The following is a 21,982-nucleotide window of genomic DNA, read 5'->3' on the forward strand; positions in this document are numbered from 1 at the left end:
CGATGACTGACCTGCTGCGCCTCACCATTCTCGGCTGCGGCTCGTCGCCGGGTACACCGCGCATCACCGGCGACTGGGGCAATTGCGACCCGGACAATCCGAGAAACCGGCGCATGCGCACCGCTGTCCTGGTCGAACGGATCAAGGCCAATGGCAACCGCACCACCGTCGTCATCGACACCGGACCGGATTTCCGCCAGCAGATGCTGCTGGCGTCGGTCAAGCGCATCGATGCCGCCGTCTACACGCACCCGCATGCCGACCATATCCACGGCATCGACGATCTGCGCGGCTTCGTCCTCGACCAGCGTCACCGGATCGATGTCCATGCCGACCAGCCGACAATGCTGCGGCTGCGCCAGGCGTTCGGCTATTGCTTCGAGACGCCGCCAGGCAGTTCCTATCCGCCGATCGTCAACGCCCATATCATCGATCACGCAAAGCCTGTCGTGATCGAAGGCGAGGGGGGCACCCTCACCCTCGAGCCATTGCCACAGATCCATGGCGACATCATCTCGCTCGGCTTCCGCATCGGCGCGCTCGCCTATTGCCCTGATATCAGCGATTTTCCGGACGCCACCGTCGAGCGGCTGCGCGACCTCGACGTGCTGATCATCGACGCGCTGCAGTACAGGACACACCCGAGCCACCTGTCGCTTGGCCAGGCGCTGGAGTGGATCGAACGGCTGGCGCCCAGACACTCTGTCTTGACGCATATGCATGTGCCGCTCGACTACGCCACGGTGATGGCTGAAACACCCGAGGGCATCGAGCCCGCCTATGACGGCATGGTGATCGAAATCCCTTATGAAACAGCGTGATAAGTACGCTTTCTCATTTGGCCACTTGCTTCTTCGGTTGGAATATCAGCAGCGTGCCGATCCGCTCAAAGCCCATGCGATTGTATAGCAGCGCTCCGGCGTGGGTCGCAGCCAGCACCGAGCATGTCGACCCATGGGCCCGGTCGTCGAACAGCATTTTCGACAACAGCGCCTGGCCAATGCCGCGACGCCGGTGCGAAGGCTCGACATACATGGCCGCGCACCACGTGGCGCCCACGGCGTCTATGCTGCGCACGCGTCCAACGATGTCGTCGCCATCGACCGCCACATATTGGCGGAACGGCGCGCCGTCGCCGAGCAATTCGTCCGGGATCGGCCGCCTGCGCACGATCTTTGCCAACTGCGCTGCCCGTTCGGCTGTCCGCACGCGTTCGATCGAGACGACTGCCGGCGGGCTTGGAATCTGGCGCAATGGCTGGACGAAGAAGCCTTCCGTCCGTAGCAGCCGGTAGCCGAGAGCCTTGTAAGCGGTTCGCGTCGGCCCGTCCGCTTCGTCGTTCGCGATCACGACGGACATGGTGAAACCCGGCCGCGCATGCTGCCGCACGATCGTATCGGCCTGCTGGGCGGCAACGTCATGGACGACCCATTCCTCGCTGCGGTACTCGCGAGGATTCTTGCGCTCGGCATCGCGCATCAGCCACAATGGCCCGACACGGCTGGCCTCATAAGGAAAGGTGCGGCTTTTGTCGGTGCTGAACCCGTGTACGAACACCTCGATCGCCGAATCCATCTCACGCTTTGCTGTCGTCATACGCACAGCGTAGCGTTGACCATTCACGCGAGGCAACACGCATCGATGGTCTCAAGCCCATGAAAATCAGCAGCAATTTCCAGCTGCTCGCCAATGCGCTAGTTCCATAATCTATCTTATGCGACTTTTATCCGTAGCGACGCGGCGCTTGAGCAATTGGAGATGTGGACAGTCCTCGCCTCTGCAGCGCCAACCCAACCAGCGCTTTTCAACCCCAGAGATCGGTCGACAGATATTTCAGCCCTGAATCACAAATCACGACGGCTATGTGCTTCCCTGATTCTTTCCCGGAAAGGAGGCGAAGTGCAGCGGCAACATTGGCACCGGATGAGAACCCGCCGAAAATGCCCTCGCTGCGCGCCAGCAAACGAGCGGTCTGGCGCGCCTCGCCACCGGATATTTGAATGTAGCCATCGACCGGTGCGTTCTTCAGGAAAGCCAGGTCAGGCATTGAATAGCCACCGCCCTGGATCGGATGCTCGGCCTGTGTGATCTTCTCACCCGCGGCGGCGGCGGCACCTTCGGGCTCCACGACAAAGCACTTGATCGAAGGGTTGCGCTCTTTAAGCGCTTTCGTCACTCCCACATAAGTTCCGCCCGAGCCGATGAAGTCCACGAACGCATCGACAACTCCGTGGCTGGCATCCCAAATTTCCGGGCCGGTCTTGTGGTAATGCGCGAGCCAGTTTCCGTCTCGATTGAATTGGTCCGCACGGAACGCGCCACGCTCTGCCGACACATTCTTGGCTGTCTGTTCAACGAGTGCCAGGTCGCCGCCCGAGACCTGCCCCGGCACTGACCCCGGCAACTGATCGACCAGGATCACGTCCGCACCGAGCGCGCGCATCATTCGGGCACGCTCTGGCGAGTTGCCTTTCGACATCACCGCGACGAATGGGTAGCCCTTGATCGCGCAGACGATGGCAAGGCCCGTGCCCATGTTTCCGGATGTGAGCTCGACGACTGTTTGTCCTGGCTTGAGAACGCCTGAGGCTTCGGCCTCCTCGATTACTCCCAGTGCCGCACGATCCTTTTTTGAGAAGCCTGGATTCAGGTACTCCAGCTTGGCAAGGATTGTGCCCTTTACGCCTGCCTGTTCTGTCAACCTGTCAAGTCGAACCAACGGGGTTCCTCCGATCGCGTCAACGACAGAATTCAGAGTCTCGGCCATACCCATCTCTCTCCTGCTCGACGCATCCAATACGTCGCCAATAGGTGGATTGTTTTTTGACAGCGCCCGGGCTTCGCGCCGGACATGGTCTTTGGCTCCGGAGAAACCCCGCCCGAGGCCCCTGCTCCAGCCTGGGCCGGCACTTCAACAAGACGCTTCTCGTCCGGTCCCGTCAGGTGGCCCCAGCCGCCGAAATGCGCCGATGCACACTATCCAGGCTTTCCGTGAGCGCGTCGAAGACATTGCGGGCCGTGAGGTCGCCCAGAACCTGCTCATTGATGCCGCCACGGGTCGCATAGTCCTGCGCCAGATGCGTGAAGTCGGCGTCGGGCGCCGTCTCCGGAGCGTGTCCCAGCGCCTTGAAGAGCGCCGCGATATAGTCGCGGCCCTTTGTGTCTGGAACACCATGCACCTCCAGCCAACGATGGATCGTGTCGAGGTATTTAAAGTATGTGACATAGGTCGCGGTGACCACGCTCAACGCGTCGAACTCGCTCGAGCTGTCGACCTCGATCACATTCCCCAGTCCGCCCAGCAATGCCCTCACGCCCGGATCAGGCGGGTAAATGATCGTCGCCCCCAACCGATGAGCGATCATCGGCATGGGCAACGCTTTCGTCACGCGGCTCACGGGTGCAGTCAGGCCGATTATTTCCTCACGCGACAGCGTGGCTATCAGGCTGATGAGATGATGGTCGCGCCGAAACCGCAATTCGGGCAACAGTTGATGGGCAGTCTGCGGGCGGACCGCCAGCATTACGGTGTCGCACGCATCGAGGACCGCCTGATTGTCGGCCGCGACACGGACATTCGGAAAGCGGGAAGCGAGGTTCGCGGCAATCTCTTCGTTGCGCGGCGACAACACGACCGAAACCGGATTGTCGGCGCCGGATTTGAGCCCGGTGACAATAGCTGCCGTGAGCGCACCTGTGCCAAGGAAGCCAAGTTTCATTTGATGCCCCACGGCGTTGGTTCTCCAGCTGGCCGTCCGCTGGTCACGGCCGCCCCTGCTCCAGTCTGATCCGGTAGCCCAGCGCACGCTTCGCGCCCGGTTCGATCAGCATCAGGCCGGGCTTGTCTGCGAATTCGCCGTCGAAATCGGCCGGGCTTGCCATACCGTGCCAGGGTTCGATGCACAGGAACGGCGCGCCGCCTGGCTTGGACCAGATGCCGAGCTCTTCCATTCCTTGCCATGACATTTCGATCGCCGGACCGTGGTCGGCAGCGTAGCGTACGCTGGCGCTCGCGGGCCGATCCAGGATGACGGCGTCGTCATCGAACAGCCGTTCGGACAGTGCAAGCGTCCTGCCCTCGATGGGCGTCGGCTGCGGCGCTGCGATCAGAAGGCCATCCTTCAGGCGGCGTACCGGCGCCGGCTCGTCTTCGGCAAAGGTCAGCCGGTAGTCCGTCTTGGCCAGGTCCGGCAGCAGCGGCCAATTGAAGGCCGGATGCGCCCCGATCGATGCCGGCAACGGCTCGTCACCGGTGTTGCTGATCTCGAAGGTCACGCCAAGCTGGCGGCTATCCAGCGTGTAGGCCACATCAAGGCGAAAGGCGAAGGGATAGCGGGCACGGGTGTCGGCATCGTCGGTGAGCACCAGCGTGCAGGACCGGGAGCTCCGCTGCGCCCATGCGAACGGCTTGTCGCGCGCGAAGCCATGCTGGGTCATCGGATACGTCCGGCCACGATGACGCAATTGGTCGCCCTTCAGCCGGCCGACGATCGGAAACAGCACCGGTGAATGGCGCCGCCACTCCGGTCCGGCCTGCCACAGGAACTCAAATCCCCGCTCGTCCCGCAGTGAAACCAGTTCGGCGCCCTGCCCGACTATAACAGCCGAGATGCCGTCGCCATGAAGCGTTTGGCTGTCTGCCACATGTCCTCGCACGGTGTTGAAGGCCGTCAGCCAGACTAGCAAAAGCTCCTGGGGACTCAAGCTCCTGGGGCGCAAAACGAATTGTGGCCGGAGGTTTCCCTCCGGCCACCCTGCATTAAGGGCGATGATCCTCGCCCTTGCCCTTAGCGGACGGTGGTTATTCGCGCTCGCCGGTGAAATTCAGCAACAGCTGGAAGATGTTGATGAAGTTCAGGTAGAGCGAGAAGGCGCCGAAGACGGCGAGCTTCTGGCGCGATTCTCCGTCGAAATTCTCGGAATACTGCTCCTTGATCGTCTGCGTGTCCCAGGCGGTCAGGCCGATGAAGACGGCGATGCCGATGACCGAGATGGCGAACTGCAGCGCGGTCGAGCCGAGGAAGATGTTGACGATGCTGGCGATCACCACGCCGATCAGGCCCATGATCAGGAAGGACGAGAACTGCGTCAGGTCACGCCTGGTCGTGTAGCCGTAGAGGCTGGTGGCGCCGAACATGGTGGCGGCGATGAAGAAGGTGCGCGCGATGCTGGTGCCGGTGAAGACCAGGAACACGGAGGCCAGCGACAGGCCCATCACCGCGCAGAAGGCCCAGAACATCATCTGCGCGCTTGCCGCCGACATGGTCTGCATCTTGAACGAAAACAGCATCACGAAGGCCAGCGGCGCCAGCATCACCACCCATTTCAGCGGGCTGGAGAAGATCGGCACGTAGAGCGCCGGCGTCGAGGACACCATGAAGGCGACGAGGCCAGTGACCACGAGGCCAAGGCCCATATAGTTGTAGACGCGCAGCATATGCTGGCGCAGGCCCTCGTCGAAGGCGGCTCCGGTTTGGGCGCCGGTACCGACGCGATATCCCAGATTGGGCGTATTCATTTGAGTTCTCCTTTGTGGATCGGTCAGTAAAGCGTTCTGGCGAGCATCTCGGCGGCACGGTCGAGGTCGTGGACGTCGCTTTTCGCGACCACCGCGTAGGCGACCTCGCCGATCTGGAAATAGGCCGAGGCAATATCGCCCGCGGGCGCGACGGTCGGCTTGACGACATCGAAGGTTCCCGGCCGGATGGCGAACAGCGACACCAGTCCCATACCGCCGGTATCGACAGCCATCTCGACACTTGGGCCGAAGCGCGACGGATAGATCTGCACGTCGCGCACTTTCCAGTCCTTGGGCAGCGACGGCATGACAATGGCGGTCGCGGCGCGGATCTCGCCGGCGTCGTAATTGGGCGCCTCGGGCTGCGAGGGCATAGTTTCGCGCACCAGCGTCGTCCTGTGCGCCCGCACCGCCTCTTCGACATAGGCCGGCGGCTGCGGCGAAGCGACGACCTTGGTCACCGACATCGGGCCGACAATGCCGTTTGCCAGCCAGCCGGCGGCGACGAAGGCAGCCACCGCCGCCGCACGCTGCAGCACGCCGAAGATGCGCCCTCGGGCAAGCCCCCTCTCCAGCCGCCGCGCGGCGTCGGCCGTCGCCGGCCGCGCCATGCCTTTGGAGCCGGCAAGCGCCACGCGCAGCTCGTCGCGGGTCCGCAGATCAGACATCACGCGCGCCGCCGCTTCCGGACGGGCCGACAGAAAAGCCTCGACCTCGATCCGGCGGGTGACGTCGATCTGGTCGTCGACATAGGCGTCGAGATCGATGTCGGTGACGGGGTCGACTGCAGCGGTCGTCATGACTCGCCTCCCACGATCCTGAGATGATTTTTGCCGCGCGCCGGGGCTGCGTCTTCCATCTGACGAAGTGCTGCCCGGGCCCTGCCAATACGTGACATCAGCGTTCCCAGCGGCACGCCGATGGCATCGGCCGCCTGCTGGTAGGAAAGGCCCTCGATGGCGACCAGATGCAGCGCCGAACGCTGCTCTTCCGGCAGACTGAAAAAAGCGTCGCGCACTTGCGCCAGGCGCACCGAATGCTCCTGCGGCGCCGGCGTGCTGCCGTCGGCCAGATATCCTGCCTGTTCGATGCGCGCGGCTTCGGAGCGGCGCGAGCGCATGCGGTCGATGAACGTGTTGTGGACGATCGACAGCAGCCAGGCGCGCAAATTGCCGCCGGAGCGGAACGTGCCGCGCCGCTCATAGGCGCGCACCAGCGCGTCATGCACCAGATCCTCGGCGTCCGCGCCGTCGCGCGTCAGCGAACGGGCGTAGCGCCGCAGCGAGCCGAGCTGTCCTATGATGTCAAAGCGTGGCATCGACCGTTTCATGCCCTGTTTACGGAGCATGTGGGGATTTTAATCCGGTCCCTGCCAATTTTTTCGCTGGGTCCGCCTGGGGGTGTCGTTCTCGGCGGCACTCGCCTCACCGGCAAAACCGGGCAACCGTCCTGTTTGTCCGATGCCGATCTCGCCGCGCAACAAGTGGCATCGCCAAATGTCGCTTTTGCCTTTGTTTTCACCGAAACCGCTGGTGAAGCGGGCTCGATTTCAGTATCACTCCGCCGCGCCAACGGAACCATAATGATGTTCGAAGACCTGCAGCCCGCTCCCGCCGACAAGATCCTTGCCCTGATCGGCCTCTATCGCGCCGATCCGCGCCCCAACAAGGTCGACCTCGGCGTTGGCGTCTACAAGGATCGCGACGGCAAGACGCCGGTGATGCGCGCCGTTCGTGAGGCGGAAAAGCGCCTCCTGAACAGCCAGGACACCAAGACCTATCTCGGCCTTGCCGGCGATACAGGCTTCAACACGGTGATGGCCAAGCTCGCCTTCGGCCCCGGCGCGGACATGACGCGCATTCGCGCGGCGCAGGCGCCGGGCGGCTCAGGTGCGCTGCGGCTGGTGGCGGAATTGCTCAAGCGGACGCGTTCGGATGCAACGGTCTGGCTGTCGGATCCGACTTGGCCAAACCATATGCCGGTGATGCGCGCCGCCGGCCTGCAGATCCGTGAATACCCCTATTTCGATGCCGGGACAGGCACTGTGCGCTTCGACGACATGCTGGCGGCGCTGCGGACGGCCAAAGGCGGCGACGTGGTGCTGCTGCATGGCTGCTGCCACAACCCGACCGGCGCCAATCTGGACGCGGCCCAATGGGAGGTCGTCACCGGCCTAGTCGTCGAGCGCGGCCTGCTGCCGTTCGTCGACATTGCCTATCAGGGCTTTGGCGATGGGCTCGAGGCCGACGCGCTGGGCTTGCGGCTGCTGGCCGCGAAGGTTCCGGAAATGGTCGTCGCGTCGAGTTGCTCGAAGAACTTTGCCGTTTACCGCGACCGCGTCGGCGCGGCGATGGTGCTGGCCAAGGATGGCGCCCAGGCCGATGTGGCGATGAGCCAGATGCTGTCGGCAGCGCGCGCCATGTATTCGATGCCGCCGGACCACGGAGCCGCGGCGGTGCGCATCGTGCTGGAGGATGCCGATTTGCGCGCCGACTGGGAAGCCGAGCTTGAAGAGATGCGCCTGCGCATGCTGAGGCTGCGTGTTCAGTTCGCCGAGGCGCTGCGCCGGCAGTCCAACTCCGACCGCTTCGACTTCGTCGCCAGCCATCGCGGCATGTTCTCGCGGCTTGGCCTCACGGAAGCGCAGGTCGAGCGGCTGCGTGCCGAGCATGGCATTTACATGGTCGGCGACAGCCGTATCAATGTCGCCGGCCTTCCGGAGGACGGCATGGACGACCTCGCCAAGGCGATCGTCTCCGTCCTCGACTGATGCGGCTCAGCTGTGGACAAGGCGCCCTCGCCGGCTGACAGCGTTGGCCGGGCGACCGGCGGCAGGTTAGCATCCAATAGAATGGTCCCGCGTTTCACGGAAACACAGAACCGTTCCAGCTCTCCGTTTTGACGCAATTCCGGACGGAAAACCGTTTCACACTCTTCCTGGAATAGCTCTTGATGACGCCATCGAAAGACATTTCACGCCTGATCGAGATCATGGCGGCGCTGCGCGCGCCGAAGACCGGCTGTCCGTGGGACATCGAGCAGGATTTCGCGACCATCGCCCCCTATACGATCGAGGAAGCCTATGAGGTGGCGGATGCCATCGCGCGAGGCGACCTCGACGATTTGCGCGACGAGCTCGGCGATCTCCTGCTGCAGGTCGTCTACCACGCACAGATGGCCGAGGAGGCCGGCGCGTTCGCCTTTCCGGATGTGGTCCAGGCGATCACAACCAAGATGATCCGCCGCCATCCGCATGTCTTCGGCGACGAGAAGGCCCGCAGCGCCGGCATGGCCAAGGGCATGTGGGAGAAGATCAAGGCGCAGGAGAAGGCCAAGAAACGAGACGCCCGCCTGGCGCGCGGCCTCGACCCGGAAGACAATGGCAGGGGGTTCCTGGACAGCGTTCCGGTCGCCCTACCCGCGCTGACGCGGGCGCTGAAACTTCAGGAAAAAGCGGCCCGTGTCGGCTTCGACTGGAGCGAGGCGGCGCCCATCCTCGACAAGATCGAGGAAGAGATCGGCGAGCTGCGCGAAGCGCTGGCCAAGGGCGACACGGCTTCGATCAAGGACGAGTTCGGCGACATGCTGTTCGCGGTCGTCAATCTCGGCCGCCACCTCAAACTGGATTCGGAAGCCGCGCTCAGCGGCACCAACGAAAAATTCCGGTCGCGCTTCCACTATGTCGAGCAGGCCCTGGAGAAATCCGGCAGCACGCTGGAGAAGGCGACCCTGCCCGAGATGGAAGCGCTCTGGCAGGAAGCAAAAAGCGTGAAATGAGCCTATAGCGGTAATTCCAGACGGAAAACCGTGCTACACTTTTCCTGGAATTACTGGGGGCTAGCCGTTGTTTTTGCGGCGCAATCGGCTTTCGATCTCTTCGCGGGCGCTGTGCGTGGCCTTGAGCGAGATGGTGGCGCTGCCGTCTTCATTGTCGGTTCGCGAGACGATATCGCCATTGCGGTAGAGCCAGTCGACAAGACCGAACTGCGCCGGCTCGATCGTCACCGTCAGGTCCTCCAGCTCGCCTGCCATCCGTGTCTCGATGATCGCTTTCAGCGCATCGATACCCTCGCCGGTCACCGCCGATACGGCGATCGGCGGGCCCTTGCTGCCGGCGGCGGCGCCCTTTGCCATATCGGGGGCCAGCAGCCGGCTCCTGTTGCCTTCGTCGAGCTGGTCGATCTTGTTCCAGACCTCGATGACGCGCTTGGCGTCACCGGCATCGACACCGAGGTCGGCCAGGATGCGCTCGACGTCCTCGGCCTGCGCCGCCGTGTCGGGGTCCGAAATATCGCGCAGATGGATGACGAGATCGGCCTCGACCACCTCTTCCAGCGTGGCGCGGAAAGCCGCGATCAGATGCGTCGGCAGGTCCGAAATAAAGCCGACCGTGTCCGAGAGGATGATCGGAGTGCCATGCGGCAGGCGCACGCGGCGAAGCGTCGGGTCGAGCGTGGCGAACAGCATGTCCTGCGCCAGCACGTCCGCGCCGGTCAGCCTGTTGAACAGCGTCGACTTGCCGGCATTGGTGTAGCCGACGATCGCCACCACCGGGAACGGCACCTTCTTGCGCTTGGCGCGGTGCAGGTCGCGCGTGCGGCGCACGGTCTCCAGCTCGTGCTTGAGCTTGATGATCTTTTCCTGCAACTGCCGCCGGTCGGATTCGATCTGGGTTTCGCCGGGACCGCCGAGAAAGCCGGCGCCGCCGCGCTGGCGCTCAAGGTGGGTCCAGCTGCGAACGAGGCGACCCTTCTGGTAGTTCAGATGGGCAAGTTCGACCTGCAGCGTGCCTTCCTTGGTGCGTGCACGCTCGCCGAAGATTTCGAGGATCAGCCCGGTGCGATCCAGCACCTTGGCGTTCAGCTCTTTCTCGAGGTTGCGCTGCTGCACCGGCGTCAGCGGGTGGTCGACGATGACCAGCTCCGCGTGGCGCTCCTTGACGATTTCGGCGAACTCCTCGACCTTGCCGCTGCCGAGCAAGGTCGCCGGCCGCGGGTCGTTGACGGTCACGACCGCCGTATGGACCGGATCGAGGTTGATGGCGCGGGCGAGACCGACCGCCTCGTCATGGCGCGCATCGGCCGAACGCGTCAGCCGCGGACGATTGGTTTCGTCGTCGCCGCGAGGCTGGCGGGCAAGCACCGGCACAATGACGACGGCCCGGGTCGGACCGTCGGCTTCCGTCCCGGGATGATGGGTTGGTTTTCCGCGAACGGTGGCGTCCGCGTCCTTCTCACGTGCCAATCAGGCGCCCTGGCTTTCCTCGCCATCGAACATTTGAACCGGCTGGCTCGGCATGATCGTGGAAATGGCGTGTTTGTAGACGAGCTGGGAGTGACCGTCACGGCGCAGCAACACACAAAAATTGTCGAACGAGGTGACCACGCCGGTCAGCTTCACGCCGTTGATGAGGAAGATGGTGAGCGGGTTCTTGCTCTTGCGAACTGAATTCAGGAACAGGTCCTGAAGGTTTTGCGATCGTTCCGCCATTGTTCTTGTCTTTCGCCGATCCCCTTCGGTTTGCAGCCAATGCGCCAAATTAGCCGGCACATGTCAAGCACGCAAACACCGTCTTGCCGTCAGTAACGACAAGCAGAACGAGATATATTGATGTTCATTCCACCTGAGCGGTTATCAGGCTGGACTTTTTTCCGCAACGTCAAAAAAGGCCTGCCGCAACGAAAGTGTTATTGAGCCGGGGTGGCCGTTGGCGATCGGATCGCCGTCAATGGCCACGACAGGCATGGCAATCGTCGTCGCGGAGCTGATGAACGCCTCGCGTGCCGCCTTGGCCTCGGCGATGGAAAAGCCGCGCTCCTCAATCTTCAAACCGAGCTTTGCCGCCACTTCGAACATGGTGGTGCGGGTGATGCCGCGCAGGATGCCGTGGTCGGCCGGCCTGGTGACCAGGACGCCGTCCCTGGTGACGATCCAGGCGTTCGACGAGCCGCCTTCCTTGACGTTGCCGTCGGCATCCACGAACCAGGCTTCCTGCGCACCGGCCTCCTTGGCCTTCTGCTTGGCCAGCACGTTGGGCAACAGCCCGACGCTCTTGATGTCGACGCGGTCCCAGCGATTCTCCGGCACGGTGATGACGGCGATACCGCTGTCGGCCCGTTTTGCGCCGGCGGCCGGGTCCGCCTTCCTGGCGGTCACCACCAAAGCCGGCTTGGTGTCCGCCGAAGGAAAGACAAAATCGCGGCTGGCCACGCCGCGCGTCACCTGGACATAGACCAAGCCGTTGACGACATGATTGCGGTTGACCACCTCGCGCAGGATCAGCGGCAGCACGTTGCGCGTGACCGGCCAGGCGATCGACAGCTCGGTCAGCGAGCGGTTGAGCCGGGCAAGGTGGCGCGGCATGTCGACGATGAAGCCGCGCGCCACCTCGCAGACCTCGTAGACACCGTCGGCGAATTGATAGCCACGGTCCTCGATATGCACGGAAGCGTCCGCGTGGGCGACGTAGCGCCCGTTGACATAGGCAATGCGCGGCATTGGGGACCCCTGGGATAACTCTCGGGCTTCTCGAAACCGTTTGGAAATTCTACTCCGGCGGCCATCTGACGGCGCCAGAGCGAATTTCGAAACGGTTTCTTATGCGATTCCGGCGTCGCCGTAACCGGCAAATGCTTGGCCCAGGCGCAGCTGAATGGACGTCGTTCGTCAGACGCCCAGCGATTTCAGCTTGCGGTGCAAGGCGGAGCGCTCCATGCCGATGAATTCTGCGGTCTTCGAGATGTTGCCGCCAAAGCGGTTGATCTGCGCGATCAGATAGTCCTTCTCGAACTGTTCGCGCGCCTCGCGCAGCGGCAGCGCCATGATGTGCTGGTCGGACTGATTCGGCGTGCGCGGCATGACATCGCCAATCTCGGCGGGCAAAAGGTCAGCGGTGATCGGCGCATCGATATTGTCGCCGCGCGCCAGGATCATCAAACGCTCCACATTGTTGCGCAGCTGCCGGACGTTGCCCGGCCAGTTGTGCGCCTGCAGCACGGCAAGCGCGTCGTCGCCGATGCGGCGCGGCTTGATGCCGGCCTGGCGCGCGATCTGCTTCATGAAATTGTCGACCAGATAGGGAATATCCTCGCGCCGCTCGGCGAGCCCCGGCACCATGACCGGAACCACCGCCAGGCGATGATACAGATCCTCGCGGAAGCGGCCGTCGGCGATCATCGCCTCGAGGTTCTGCGAGGTCGAGGAAATGATGCGCACATCGACCTTGACCCGCTTGGTGCCCCCTACCCGCTCGAACTGCTGCTCGACCAGCACGCGCAGGATCTTGTTCTGCGTCTCGCGCGGCATGTCGGCCACTTCGTCGATGTAGAGGATGCCGCGATGGGCCTCCTCGAGCGCGCCGACCTTGCGTTCGACACCGTTCGATTCGGTGCCGAACAGCTCGATCTCCATGCGTTCGGGCGTGATGTTGGCGGCGCTCAGCGTCACGAACGGTGCGCCCTTGCGCGCCGACAGGGTGTGGATGGCGCGCGCGGCCAGTTCCTTGCCCGAGCCCGAGGGGCCGATGATCATGACGCGGCTGTTGGTCGGCGCGACGCGCTCTATGGTCTGGCGCAGCTGGCTCATCGCCGATGACATGCCGATCAGGTCGAAGGTTTCGCCGCTGCGCAGCTTGAGGTCCGAAACCTCGCGCCGCAATTTCGAGGTCTCGAGCGCACGCTCGGCAATGAGGATCAGCCTGTCGGCCTTGAACGGCTTCTCGATGAAGTCATACGCGCCGCGGCGGATGGCGGAGACCGCCGTTTCGATGTTGCCGTGGCCGGAGATCATCACCACCGGCAGGGTGGGATGCATGGTCTTGATCTCGTCGAGCAGCGCCAGCCCGTCCAGACGCGAGCCCTGCAGCCAGATGTCGAGGAAAATCAGCCTCGGCGCGCGATCAGCTATGGCAGCCAGCGCACTGTCGGCATCGAATGCCGTACGGGTTTCGTGACCTTCGTCGCTCAGGATGCCTGCGACGAGCTCGCGGATGTCTTCCTCGTCATCGACGATGAGAATATCAGACGCCATTACCGACCTTTTCAGTTTCTCTTTCGTGTTCCGTCCTGGCTTCACCACGCGATGGCGCGGCCGCGGCGGGCGGCAGGATGATGCTGATCATCGCGCCGCGCCCGCCATGGAAGTCCGCAGGCGCATCATGGAGTTCCAGCTTGCCGCCATGGTCCTCCACGATCTTCTTGACGATAGCGAGACCAAGCCCGGTGCCCTTCTCGCGTGTGGTCATATAGGGCTCGAGCAGTCGTTGGCGATTCTCGCGCGGCAGGCCTTTGCCATTGTCGATGACGTCGATTCTGATCGCGCCATTCTGACGCCCGGCTTGAATCCGGATTATGCCGTGCGAACCGTCCGTTTGTTCCGATCCGTCGATCGCCTCGGCGGCATTCTTGATCACATTGCCGAAAGCCTGCGCCATCAGCCGGCTGTCGAAAGTGCCCTTGAGCGGCTCATTGCCGAAGATCCGCTCGAAGGTGATGTCGGCGCGGCTGACTTCGACCAGGAACGAAGCCTCGCGCAGTGATTCGCGCAAATCGATGGCCTTCATCTCGGGTTTGGGCATGCGCGCGAAAGCCGAGAATTCGTCGACCATGCGGCCGATGTCCTCGACCTGCCGGATGATGGTGTCGGTGCACTGGTCGAAAACCTCGCGGTCCTCGGTGATGACCTTGCCATAGCGGCGCTTGATGCGCTCGGCGGAAAGCTGGATGGGTGTCAGCGGGTTCTTGATCTCGTGGGCGATGCGCCGCGCCACGTCGGCCCAGGCGGAAGAACGCTGCGCCTGCACCAGGTCGGTGATGTCGTCGACCGTCACGACGTAGGACTTCTCCTCCGAGCCGTCATCGCCAGCCTCGACGGTGATCTGCACGTTGAAGGTGCGCTCGGTGCCGGCGCGGAAGAATGTCACCTGTTCGCGATAGACCGGCTTGCCCGACTGGCGGCCGATCTCGAAGACGCGGCCGACATGCGGCAGAATGGCGGAGAGGTTTTGTCCCAGTGCGGCGCTGGCGGAGATCGCCAGCATCGATTCGGCCGAACGGTTGACGATGGTGACGATGCCGAAGGGATCGACGCCGATGACCCCGGCGGTGACGCCGGCCAGCACCGCTTCCGAAAAGCGCCGCCGCTCGTCGATCAGATCCTTTGCCGACAGGATCTCGTTGCGCTGCGATTTCAATTCCAGCAGCATCTTGTTGAAGGTGTCGCCAAGCGAGGCGACATCGCCGTCCGAAGGCCTGACGGCAACCGCGACGTCGAGATTGCCGGTCGCCACCTCGTCGGCGGCGCCGATGAGCTGGCGGATGGGGCGCACCAGACGGTCGGCGACGGCAATACCGGTCCAGATCGCGGACAGGATGATGATCAGCGTCAGCGACAGGTAGGGCAGCGCGAAAGCCACCTGCGAGGTGCGCCTGTTGTCTTCGAGATTGCGATACTCGTCCGTATTGGACCTGACGATCTGCCTCGCCTTGATCACCTCGGGGTCCACCAATCGGATGGTGTAGAGGTACATGCCCTCGATCTCACGCAGCTTGACGATGGCGCCCATGATGTTGCGGGTGCGCGGCTCGATCAGCACCGGCCTGCCGTCGGTGGCGCCGCTGACGGAGCCTTCCGGCGGTTCCGGCATGGCGAAATCGGCATCGGTCTTGGCGCTCATGACGAACGAGCCGTCGGACCTGATCAGCGCCGCGTGAGCCAGCGAGCGGCCCACGGCCTCCTTGCTCATGAGGTCGAGAAAGCCTGTGCGATCAAGGCCGTAGAGCGTACGCGACGCATCGAGGTCATAGGCCATCGACAGTGTCGTGCCCTGCAGATTACGGGCATTCTCCTGAACATAGGCATCGGCGATCGACAACGAGGAATTGACGATCGTCTTGGTGCGGATCTCGAACCAGCGATCAAGGCCGATATCGAGCGTGATCGAGGCGATGATCGCCACCATGATGGCCGGAATGGCGGCGACAAGCGCGAACATGGCGACGATGCGCACATGCAGCCGCGAGGCCGCCTTGCCATGCCGGCGCGCCATGACGATGCGATGCACCTCGCGCGCAACCAACGTGATGAGGAAGAGCACGAAGACCGCGTTGAGCGCGATCAGCGCCCAGGTCGTCCTGGCGTCGGGCGCGATCGGCGTCGCGCCGACCAGGATGGTGAAGGAGATGGCCGCCATGATCAGCGCGCCGATGACCGCCACCACGCCGGGCAGCGCCAGCAAGCGACGTCCGTCGCGCGTGCCACGTTCGCTGAAAAGCGGCTTGTTGAGGTTCGGTGCCTGCGGAGTCATGTCGCCGTATGGAGCCAATGATTGCGTCCGATCTATGCAACGCATTGTGGCGATTATGCAACAAGTGTGACAACGACGGGAATCTTTCGCCGTTCCGTCCCCTGAAAAGGCCGCGTCAGATCAGCGCTCAGCCCGGCCGCGATGATTTGTAGACATTGACGCCCAGTTCGCGAATCTTCTTGCGCAGCGTGTTGCGGTTGAGCCCCAGCAGTTCCGCCGCCTTGATCTGGTTGCCGCGCGTTGCCGTCATCGAGGCCAGGACCAGCGGATATTCGACTTCGGACAGAATGCGCTGGTAAAGGCCAGCGGGCGGCAATTCACCGGCAAACGAGGCGAAATAGCGCTGCAGGAAGTGCTCCACGGCCTGGCCGATCGACAGGTCGTCGGGAATGAGGTTACCGCCATCAGGCACCACGGGACGCTCACCGGTCTTGAGCTCCGCCTCGATGATCTCGGCCGAAATCTCGTCCTGCGAATAGAGCGCGGCGAGCCTGCGAACGAGGTTCTCCAGTTCGCGCACATTGCCCGGCCACGGGTAGCGCTTCATCAGCTCGATGCCGCCGGACGAGATTCGCTTGGTCTGCAGCCCTTCCATCTCGCCGAGCTTGAAGAAATGGCGCACGAGATCGGGCACATCCTCCGAGCGCTCGCGCAAGGCCGGCAGCCTGAGCGGCACGACGTTGAGGCGGTAGAACAGATCCTCGCGGAACAGTCCCTGGTTGATCAGCGTGCGCAGATCCTTGTTGGTGGCGGCGACGATGCGCACATCGGTCTTGATCGGCGTGCGGCCGCCAACCGTCGTGTACTCGCCCTGCTGAAGGACACGCAGCAGGCGCGTCTGCGCCTCCATCGGCATGTCGCCGATCTCGTCGAGGAACAGCGTGCCGCCCTCGGCCTGCTCGAAGCGGCCGGTGGAGCGGTTCTGGGCGCCGGTGAAAGCACCCTTCTCGTGCCCGAACAGTTCCGATTCGATCAGGTCGCGCGGGATCGCCGCCATGTTGATGGCAACGAACGGGCCGCCGCGACGACGGCCATATTCATGCAGCGCGCGCGCCACCAGTTCCTTGCCGGTGCCCGATTCGCCGGAGATCATTACCGTCAGGTCTGTCTGCATCATGCGCGCCAGCATGCGGTAGATGTCCTGCATGGCCGCCGAACGGCCGACCAGCGGCATCGCGTCGGGCTGTTCTTCGGGCCGCGCATCGATCTTCGGCCGCCGCGGCTCCGACAGCGCGCGGTTGACGATGTTGAGGAGTTCGGTCAGGTCGAAGGGTTTTGGCAGATATTCGTAAGCGCCGGTTTCGGACGCGCGGATCGCCGTCATGAAGGTGTTCTGGGCGCTCATGACGATGACGGGAAGTTCCGGCCGCGCCTTCTTGATTCGCGGCAGCATGTCGAAGGCGTTCTCGTCCGGCATGACCACGTCGGTGATCACCAGATCGCCCTCGCCCGCCGCCACCCAGCGCCACAAAGTCGAGGCGTTGGAGGTGACGCGCACCTCGTGGCCGACGCGGGAGAGTGCCTGGTTGAGCACGGTGCGGATCGCCGCATCGTCGTCGGCGACGAGAATATTGCCGCGAACGGTCATTTGCGGTCTCCTTCGCCGTCTTCATCGGCACCGAACTGGGTTTCCTTCCAGGCGGGCATCAAAATGCGAAACGTGGTGGCACGCGGCGTCGATTCGCATTCGATGATGCCGCCATGCTCGCCGACGATCTTGGCGACCAGTGCAAGCCCCAGCCCCGAGCCGTTCGGCTTGGTGGTGATGAAGGGGTCGAACAGGATCGGCAGGATATCTTCCGAGACGCCGGAGCCATTGTCGCGCACGCAAAACTCCAGCGGCAGCGACACGCGGTCCTGCGTGCCCGGAACCGAAACGCGAATACCGGGCCGGAACGCCGTCGAAAGCACGATCTCGCCCTGCGGGTCGCTGCCGATCGCCTCGGCGGCATTCTTGACCAGGTTGAGGAACACCTGGATCAGCTGGTCGCGGTTCGCGAAGACCGGAGGCAATGATGGATCATAGTCCTCCAATATCTTGATTCTTTTCGCAAAACCGTTCTTGGCGATAGCCTTCACATGATCGAGCACGACATGGATGTTGACGGGATAGCGGTCGATCGGCCGCTCGTCGGAAAACACCTCCATGCGGTCGACCAGCGAGACGATGCGGTCCGTCTCGTCGGTGATCAGCCGCGTCAGCGCGCGATCCTCGTCGGACGCGGACAGTTCGAGCAGCTGGGCCGCGCCCCTTATGCCCGAGAGCGGGTTCTTGATCTCATGGGCGAGCATCGCCGCCAGGCCGGTCACCGAGCGCGCGGCGCCGCGATGCGTCATCTGCCGGTCGATCTTGTCGGCCATCGACCGTTCCTGGAACATCACCACCACCGAGCCAGGAAACTCGGGCACTGGCGCGACATAGAGATCGACGACCTTCTCGATGCCGAGGCGTGGCGACGAAACGTCGACCCGGTACTCGTTGACCGGAGCCCGGCGCTCGCGCACCTGGTCGACCAGTGTCAGCAGCGGGCTGCCGAACGGGATGAGCTTGGACAGGGTGTTGCGCGCCAGCATGGTGGCGCTGGAGCGGAAGAAGTCCTCGGCATCGGCGTTGGCGAAGGTGATGAACCCTTCCTCGCTGATCATGATCACCGGTCGGCGGATGGTGTTGAGCACGATCTGGGCGGCATCGGTCATTTCAGTGCCCTGGCCAGCGGTGGCGTTCATGCGGCGCTCCGCAGGTTCAAGGGTTGCGGATCGCGCGAAAACACATCCCGCAGCAAGGCAATGACGCGGACCGGTTCGAACGCGGTCAATATTGCCTTCCGGCTGTCGTCGGCGACGGCATGGCGATCGAGATACCAGCCCAGATGCTTGCGCGCCTGCCGCAAGCCGCTCTCCACGCCGTAAAGCGCCAGCATGTCCTCATAGTGGGCGACGACATAGTCGGCCAGCGCCGTGGGATCTTGCGGCACGCCAACCGCCATTTCGCCCGCGGCCGCGGCTGCGATGCCGCCGGCGATCCAGGGCGCGCCGTAATGCGCGCGGCCGACCATCACCGCGTCGGCGCCGGACTGATCGAGGATCGCGGCGGCCTCGGCCGGGGAACAGACATCGCCATTGGCGACCACCGGGATTGAGACGGCTTCCTTGACGCGGGCGATCGCGCGCCAGTCGGCCTTGCCCTGATAGAACTGGCAGCGCGTGCGGCCATGCACGGTGACCATGCTGACGCCGGCCTGCTCGGCACGGCGTGCGAGCGTCGGCGCGTTGAGCGCGCCCTCGTCCCAGCCCAACCGCATCTTGACCGTGACCGGCACCTTGACCGCGCCGACCACGGCTTCGATCAGCGCGAGCGCATGGTCGAGGTCCAGCATCAATGCCGAGCCGGCATAACCGCCGGTGACCTTCTTGGCCGGGCAGCCCATGTTGATGTCGATGATATCGGCGCCCTCGCCCGCGGCTATACGCGCGCCTTCGGCCATATGGATCGCCTCGCGGCCGGCAAGCTGCACCATATGGACCGGCAGGCCGGAATGACGTATGCGCAGGTCGAAGCCGGCCCGGCCCTTGGCGAGTTCGCCGCTGGCCACCATTTCGGACACGACAAGGCCCGCGCCATGCGCATGGGCGCGTTGCCGGAACGGCTGGTCCGTAATGCCGGACATCGGCGCGAGGAATACGCGATTGCGGATACTCACACCGCCGACGTCGAGCGGCGCGGCCAATTTGGTCACATTAACCATGCACAAAAACCAAGCATGTCCATTCGTTGCACATTCTCTAGCCAGAACCGCCGCAATGTGCAACGCGGAATGACGCCACATTAAGGCGCAATTGGGAAAATGCCTGCCGCCGGATTTTTGCCGCGACGAGAGCGCCGCGCATTCCACCGGGACCCGCAAAGGACGCTTTGGATGTACATATTTGGCGCACGATCTTTTCCGAAAACCGATTACACTTTTCGGGATCGTGCGCTAAGCCAATCGGCATGACCGAGGGAAGTGAAAACTCGAGCGCGCAAGGCGGGGTTGCCGTGGTGATCGTCGCCGCCGGCCGCGGCGCTCGTGCCGGGCAGGCCAACGGGCCTAAGCAGTACCAGTGCATCGGCGGCCGCGCCGTCATTGCCCATACGCTGGAGATGTTCCTGGCCCATCCGCGAACCGGCCAGATCGTCGTCGCCATCCATGCCGACGATCATGAGCTGTTCCGGCAAGCGGCGGGCACCCACGTCCAGCGCGTCACCGCCGTCATCGGCGGCGCGACCAGGCAGGAGTCCGTCCGGCTCGGCTTGCTTGCGTTGAAAGGCCACGAACCAGCCCAGGTTCTGATTCACGACGCCGTGCGTCCATTCGTCGACGCGGAATTGATCGACCGCACAATCGCCGCCATCGGCGAACATGAGGGGGCGTTGCCCGCCCTGCCCGTCGCCGACACGCTGAAGCGCGAGTCGGCCTCCGGCGTGGTCGCAGAGACGGTTTCCCGCAGCGGGCTGCACGCGGCGCAAACGCCGCAAGGTTTTCCCTATGGGCCGATCCTTGCCGCGCATGACAGGGCCCATCAGCTGGGCAGGCTGGATTTCACCGACGACGCGGCCATCGCCGAATGGGCGCATATTCCGGTCAAGATCGTTCCGGGCTCGCCGGACAATGTCAAACTTACCTGGGCACGGGACATCGCCATGGCGCACCAGCGGCTTTCCAGCGAACGGATACACTTTCCGGACATCCGCACCGGCAACGGCTACGACGTCCACGCCTTCGAGCCGGGCGACCATGTCACCCTGTGCGGCGTCGCCATTCCGCATGAGAAGAAACTGTCCGGCCATTCGGACGCCGATGTCGGCCTGCACGCGCTGACCGACGCGCTGCTGGCGACCTGCGGCGCCGGCGACATCGGCACGCATTTTCCACCGTCCGATCCGCAGTGGAAGGGTGCCGCATCCCGGATATTCATCGAACATGCGGCAAGGCTGGTGCGCGAGCGCGGCGGCCGCATCGCCAATGCCGACATCACTTTGATCTGCGAGGCGCCGCGCGTCGGCCCGCACCGCGAGGCGATGACATCGGCCCTTTCGCTGATGCTGGGCATTTCCGCCGACCGCATCTCGATCAAGGCGACAACCAACGAGAAGCTCGGCTTCGTCGGCCGTGAGGAAGGCATTGCGGCGATCGCCACCGCCAGCGTGGTGTTTCCCGGCGAGGTGCCGGAATGAGCAACGCCGAGCTTGCAAATTCTCTGCTGCTGGCCTGCCAGCAACGTGGCATCATGCTGGCGACGGCGGAAAGCTGCACCGGCGGCCTGATCATCGCGGCGCTCACCGACATTGCCGGCTCCTCCGCTGTGGTCGACCGCGGCTTCATCACCTATTCCAACGAAGCCAAGATGGAGATGCTCGGCGTTTCCGCCGAAACGCTCGACGCGCATGGAGCTGTGTCGCGCGAAACGGTGCTGGAGATGGCGGCCGGCGCGCTGGCGCATTCACGCGCAAGCCTTTCTCTTGCCGTTACCGGCATTGCCGGTCCTGGCGGAGGTTCGGCCGACAAGCCGGTCGGTCTCGTCTGGTTCGGGCTAGCCCTGGCCGGCCACCCGGTTGTCGCCGAGCGCCAGCTGTTTGGCCACAAGGGCCGCGAATTCATCCGCCACGAGACGGTGAGACACGCCCTGAAGCTGGGCCTGCAAGCGCTTAGTCAGAATTAGGCCTGCCGCGCGACACCGTAGATGACGTCGGCGCGCTTTTCGAAAGCCTCGGCGAACATGCGAAAGGCGCGGTCGAACATGGTGCCCATCAGCGCGCCCAGGATGCGGCTCTTGAATTCATAGTCGATGAAGAAGCGCACGGCGCAGCCGGCGCCATCGGGTTCGAAACGCCAGACATTGCTCAGATATTTGAACGGGCCATCGATGTATTTCACGTCGATGGCGTTCTCGTCGGGCTTCAAAAGCACCTGCGTCGTGAAGGTTTCGCGGATCGCCTTGTAGCCGATGCTCATGTCGGCAAGGAGAACGGTGCGTCCGTCACGCTCCTTGCGCGAGCGCACCGTCAGCGCTTCGCATAGCGGCAGGAACTGCGGATAGGCCTCGACATCGGCGACCAGCGCGAACATCTGCTGCGGCGTGTGGGCGACGCGGCGGGTGGCTTCGAATTTCGGCATGAAATC

General features: G+C 63.6%; 21 protein-coding genes. 5 read left to right on the forward strand and 16 right to left on the reverse strand.

The window, feature by feature from the left end:
* The first annotated feature begins 2 nt into the window (after positions 1-2).
* Complete coding sequence (locus tag FJ978_RS02445; RefSeq protein WP_140569825.1) at positions 3-821, forward strand: MBL fold metallo-hydrolase; 819 nt, start codon at positions 3-5, stop codon at positions 819-821.
* Between the two features lie 13 nt (positions 822-834).
* On the opposite strand, the gene FJ978_RS02450 is transcribed toward FJ978_RS02445, so the two are convergent.
* The 7 genes from FJ978_RS02450 to FJ978_RS02480 form a co-directional block, all read right to left on the reverse strand.
* Positions 835-1,596, reverse strand: a complete 762-nt coding sequence (locus FJ978_RS02450) for a GNAT family N-acetyltransferase (protein ID WP_140569827.1) — start codon at positions 1,594-1,596, stop codon at positions 835-837.
* Positions 1,597-1,804: 208 nt separating this feature from the next.
* Positions 1,805-2,767: a cysteine synthase family protein gene (locus FJ978_RS02455; RefSeq protein ID WP_140569829.1), complete on the reverse strand. Its 963-nt coding sequence runs from the start codon at positions 2,765-2,767 to the stop codon at positions 1,805-1,807.
* Positions 2,768-2,939: 172 nt separating this feature from the next.
* Positions 2,940-3,719, reverse strand: a complete 780-nt coding sequence (locus FJ978_RS02460) for a pyrroline-5-carboxylate reductase (RefSeq protein ID WP_140569831.1) — start codon at positions 3,717-3,719, stop codon at positions 2,940-2,942.
* Positions 3,720-3,762: 43 nt separating this feature from the next.
* Complete coding sequence (locus FJ978_RS02465) at positions 3,763-4,644, reverse strand: aldose 1-epimerase family protein (protein ID WP_140569832.1); 882 nt, start codon at positions 4,642-4,644, stop codon at positions 3,763-3,765.
* A gap of 157 nt (positions 4,645-4,801) precedes the next feature.
* Positions 4,802-5,518: a Bax inhibitor-1/YccA family protein gene (locus tag FJ978_RS02470; RefSeq protein ID WP_013895621.1), complete on the reverse strand. Its 717-nt coding sequence runs from the start codon at positions 5,516-5,518 to the stop codon at positions 4,802-4,804.
* A 23-nt stretch (positions 5,519-5,541) separates the two neighbouring features.
* On the reverse strand, positions 5,542-6,318 hold the full coding sequence (locus tag FJ978_RS02475; RefSeq protein WP_140569834.1) for an anti-sigma factor: 777 nt from the start codon (positions 6,316-6,318) through the stop codon (positions 5,542-5,544).
* Positions 6,315-6,866 carry a sigma-70 family RNA polymerase sigma factor gene (locus tag FJ978_RS02480; protein WP_083833286.1) on the reverse strand — a complete coding sequence of 184 codons (552 nt, stop codon included), beginning with the start codon at positions 6,864-6,866 and terminating at the stop codon, positions 6,315-6,317. Before FJ978_RS02480 ends, FJ978_RS02475 begins: the two co-directional genes overlap by 4 nt.
* A 237-nt stretch (positions 6,867-7,103) precedes the next feature.
* Here FJ978_RS02480 and FJ978_RS02485 point away from each other — a divergent pair, with 237 nt between their 5' ends.
* A complete protein-coding gene (locus tag FJ978_RS02485) occupies positions 7,104-8,288 on the forward strand; it encodes an amino acid aminotransferase (RefSeq protein ID WP_140569929.1) in 1,185 nt (394 codons plus the stop codon).
* A gap of 182 nt (positions 8,289-8,470) precedes the next feature.
* Complete coding sequence (gene mazG, locus FJ978_RS02490) at positions 8,471-9,295, forward strand: nucleoside triphosphate pyrophosphohydrolase (RefSeq protein WP_140569836.1); 825 nt, start codon at positions 8,471-8,473, stop codon at positions 9,293-9,295.
* Between the two features lie 60 nt (positions 9,296-9,355).
* On the opposite strand, the gene hflX is transcribed toward mazG, so the two are convergent.
* The 8 genes from hflX to dusB all read right to left on the reverse strand — a co-directional run bounded on the left by hflX (position 9,356) and on the right by dusB (position 19,567).
* On the reverse strand, positions 9,356-10,762 hold the full coding sequence (gene hflX / locus FJ978_RS02495; RefSeq protein ID WP_140569838.1) for a GTPase HflX: 1,407 nt from the start codon (positions 10,760-10,762) through the stop codon (positions 9,356-9,358).
* Positions 10,763-11,008: an RNA chaperone Hfq gene (gene hfq, locus FJ978_RS02500; protein ID WP_006202172.1), complete on the reverse strand. Its 246-nt coding sequence runs from the start codon at positions 11,006-11,008 to the stop codon at positions 10,763-10,765.
* 144 nt (positions 11,009-11,152) lie between these two features.
* Positions 11,153-12,016 (reverse strand): D-amino-acid transaminase, encoded by an 864-nt coding sequence (locus tag FJ978_RS02505; RefSeq protein WP_013895627.1) that lies wholly within the window; start codon positions 12,014-12,016, stop codon positions 11,153-11,155.
* Between the two features lie 168 nt (positions 12,017-12,184).
* A complete protein-coding gene (locus tag FJ978_RS02510; RefSeq protein WP_013895628.1) occupies positions 12,185-13,546 on the reverse strand; it encodes a sigma-54 dependent transcriptional regulator in 1,362 nt (453 codons plus the stop codon).
* Positions 13,536-15,821, reverse strand: a complete 2,286-nt coding sequence (locus FJ978_RS02515; RefSeq protein ID WP_181176666.1) for a PAS domain-containing sensor histidine kinase — start codon at positions 15,819-15,821, stop codon at positions 13,536-13,538. Before FJ978_RS02515 ends, FJ978_RS02510 begins: the two co-directional genes overlap by 11 nt.
* Positions 15,822-15,948: 127 nt before the next feature.
* Complete coding sequence (gene ntrC / locus FJ978_RS02520) at positions 15,949-17,409, reverse strand: nitrogen regulation protein NR(I) (RefSeq protein WP_013895630.1); 1,461 nt, start codon at positions 17,407-17,409, stop codon at positions 15,949-15,951.
* The gene (locus FJ978_RS02525) at positions 17,406-18,548 is read right to left on the reverse strand and encodes a nitrogen regulation protein NR(II) (RefSeq protein ID WP_140569842.1); all 1,143 of its coding nucleotides are present in this window, start codon (positions 18,546-18,548) and stop codon (positions 17,406-17,408) included. The genes ntrC and FJ978_RS02525 overlap by 4 nt, the downstream gene beginning before the upstream one ends.
* Positions 18,545-19,567 carry a tRNA dihydrouridine synthase DusB gene (gene dusB, locus FJ978_RS02530; RefSeq protein WP_140569843.1) on the reverse strand — a complete coding sequence of 341 codons (1,023 nt, stop codon included), beginning with the start codon at positions 19,565-19,567 and terminating at the stop codon, positions 18,545-18,547. The genes FJ978_RS02525 and dusB overlap by 4 nt, the downstream gene beginning before the upstream one ends.
* A gap of 245 nt (positions 19,568-19,812) precedes the next feature.
* On the opposite strand from dusB, the gene FJ978_RS02535 reads away from it, so the two are divergent.
* Complete coding sequence (locus FJ978_RS02535) at positions 19,813-21,036, forward strand: bifunctional 2-C-methyl-D-erythritol 4-phosphate cytidylyltransferase/2-C-methyl-D-erythritol 2,4-cyclodiphosphate synthase (RefSeq protein ID WP_140569845.1); 1,224 nt, start codon at positions 19,813-19,815, stop codon at positions 21,034-21,036.
* Entirely contained in the window at positions 21,033-21,521 is a 489-nt protein-coding gene (locus tag FJ978_RS02540; protein WP_140569848.1) for a CinA family protein, read from the forward strand. Before FJ978_RS02535 ends, FJ978_RS02540 begins: the two co-directional genes overlap by 4 nt.
* Here the strand turns inward: FJ978_RS02540 and FJ978_RS02545 are convergent.
* Complete coding sequence (locus FJ978_RS02545) at positions 21,518-21,976, reverse strand: type II toxin-antitoxin system RatA family toxin (RefSeq protein WP_013895635.1); 459 nt, start codon at positions 21,974-21,976, stop codon at positions 21,518-21,520. The two genes, FJ978_RS02540 and FJ978_RS02545, sit on opposite strands and share 4 nt — an antisense overlap.
* Positions 21,977-21,982 lie beyond the last annotated feature (6 nt).

The sequence above is a fragment of the Mesorhizobium sp. B1-1-7 genome (assembly GCF_006442705.1).
In the GTDB taxonomy this organism is placed as follows: Bacteria; Pseudomonadota; Alphaproteobacteria; order Rhizobiales; family Rhizobiaceae; genus Mesorhizobium; species Mesorhizobium opportunistum.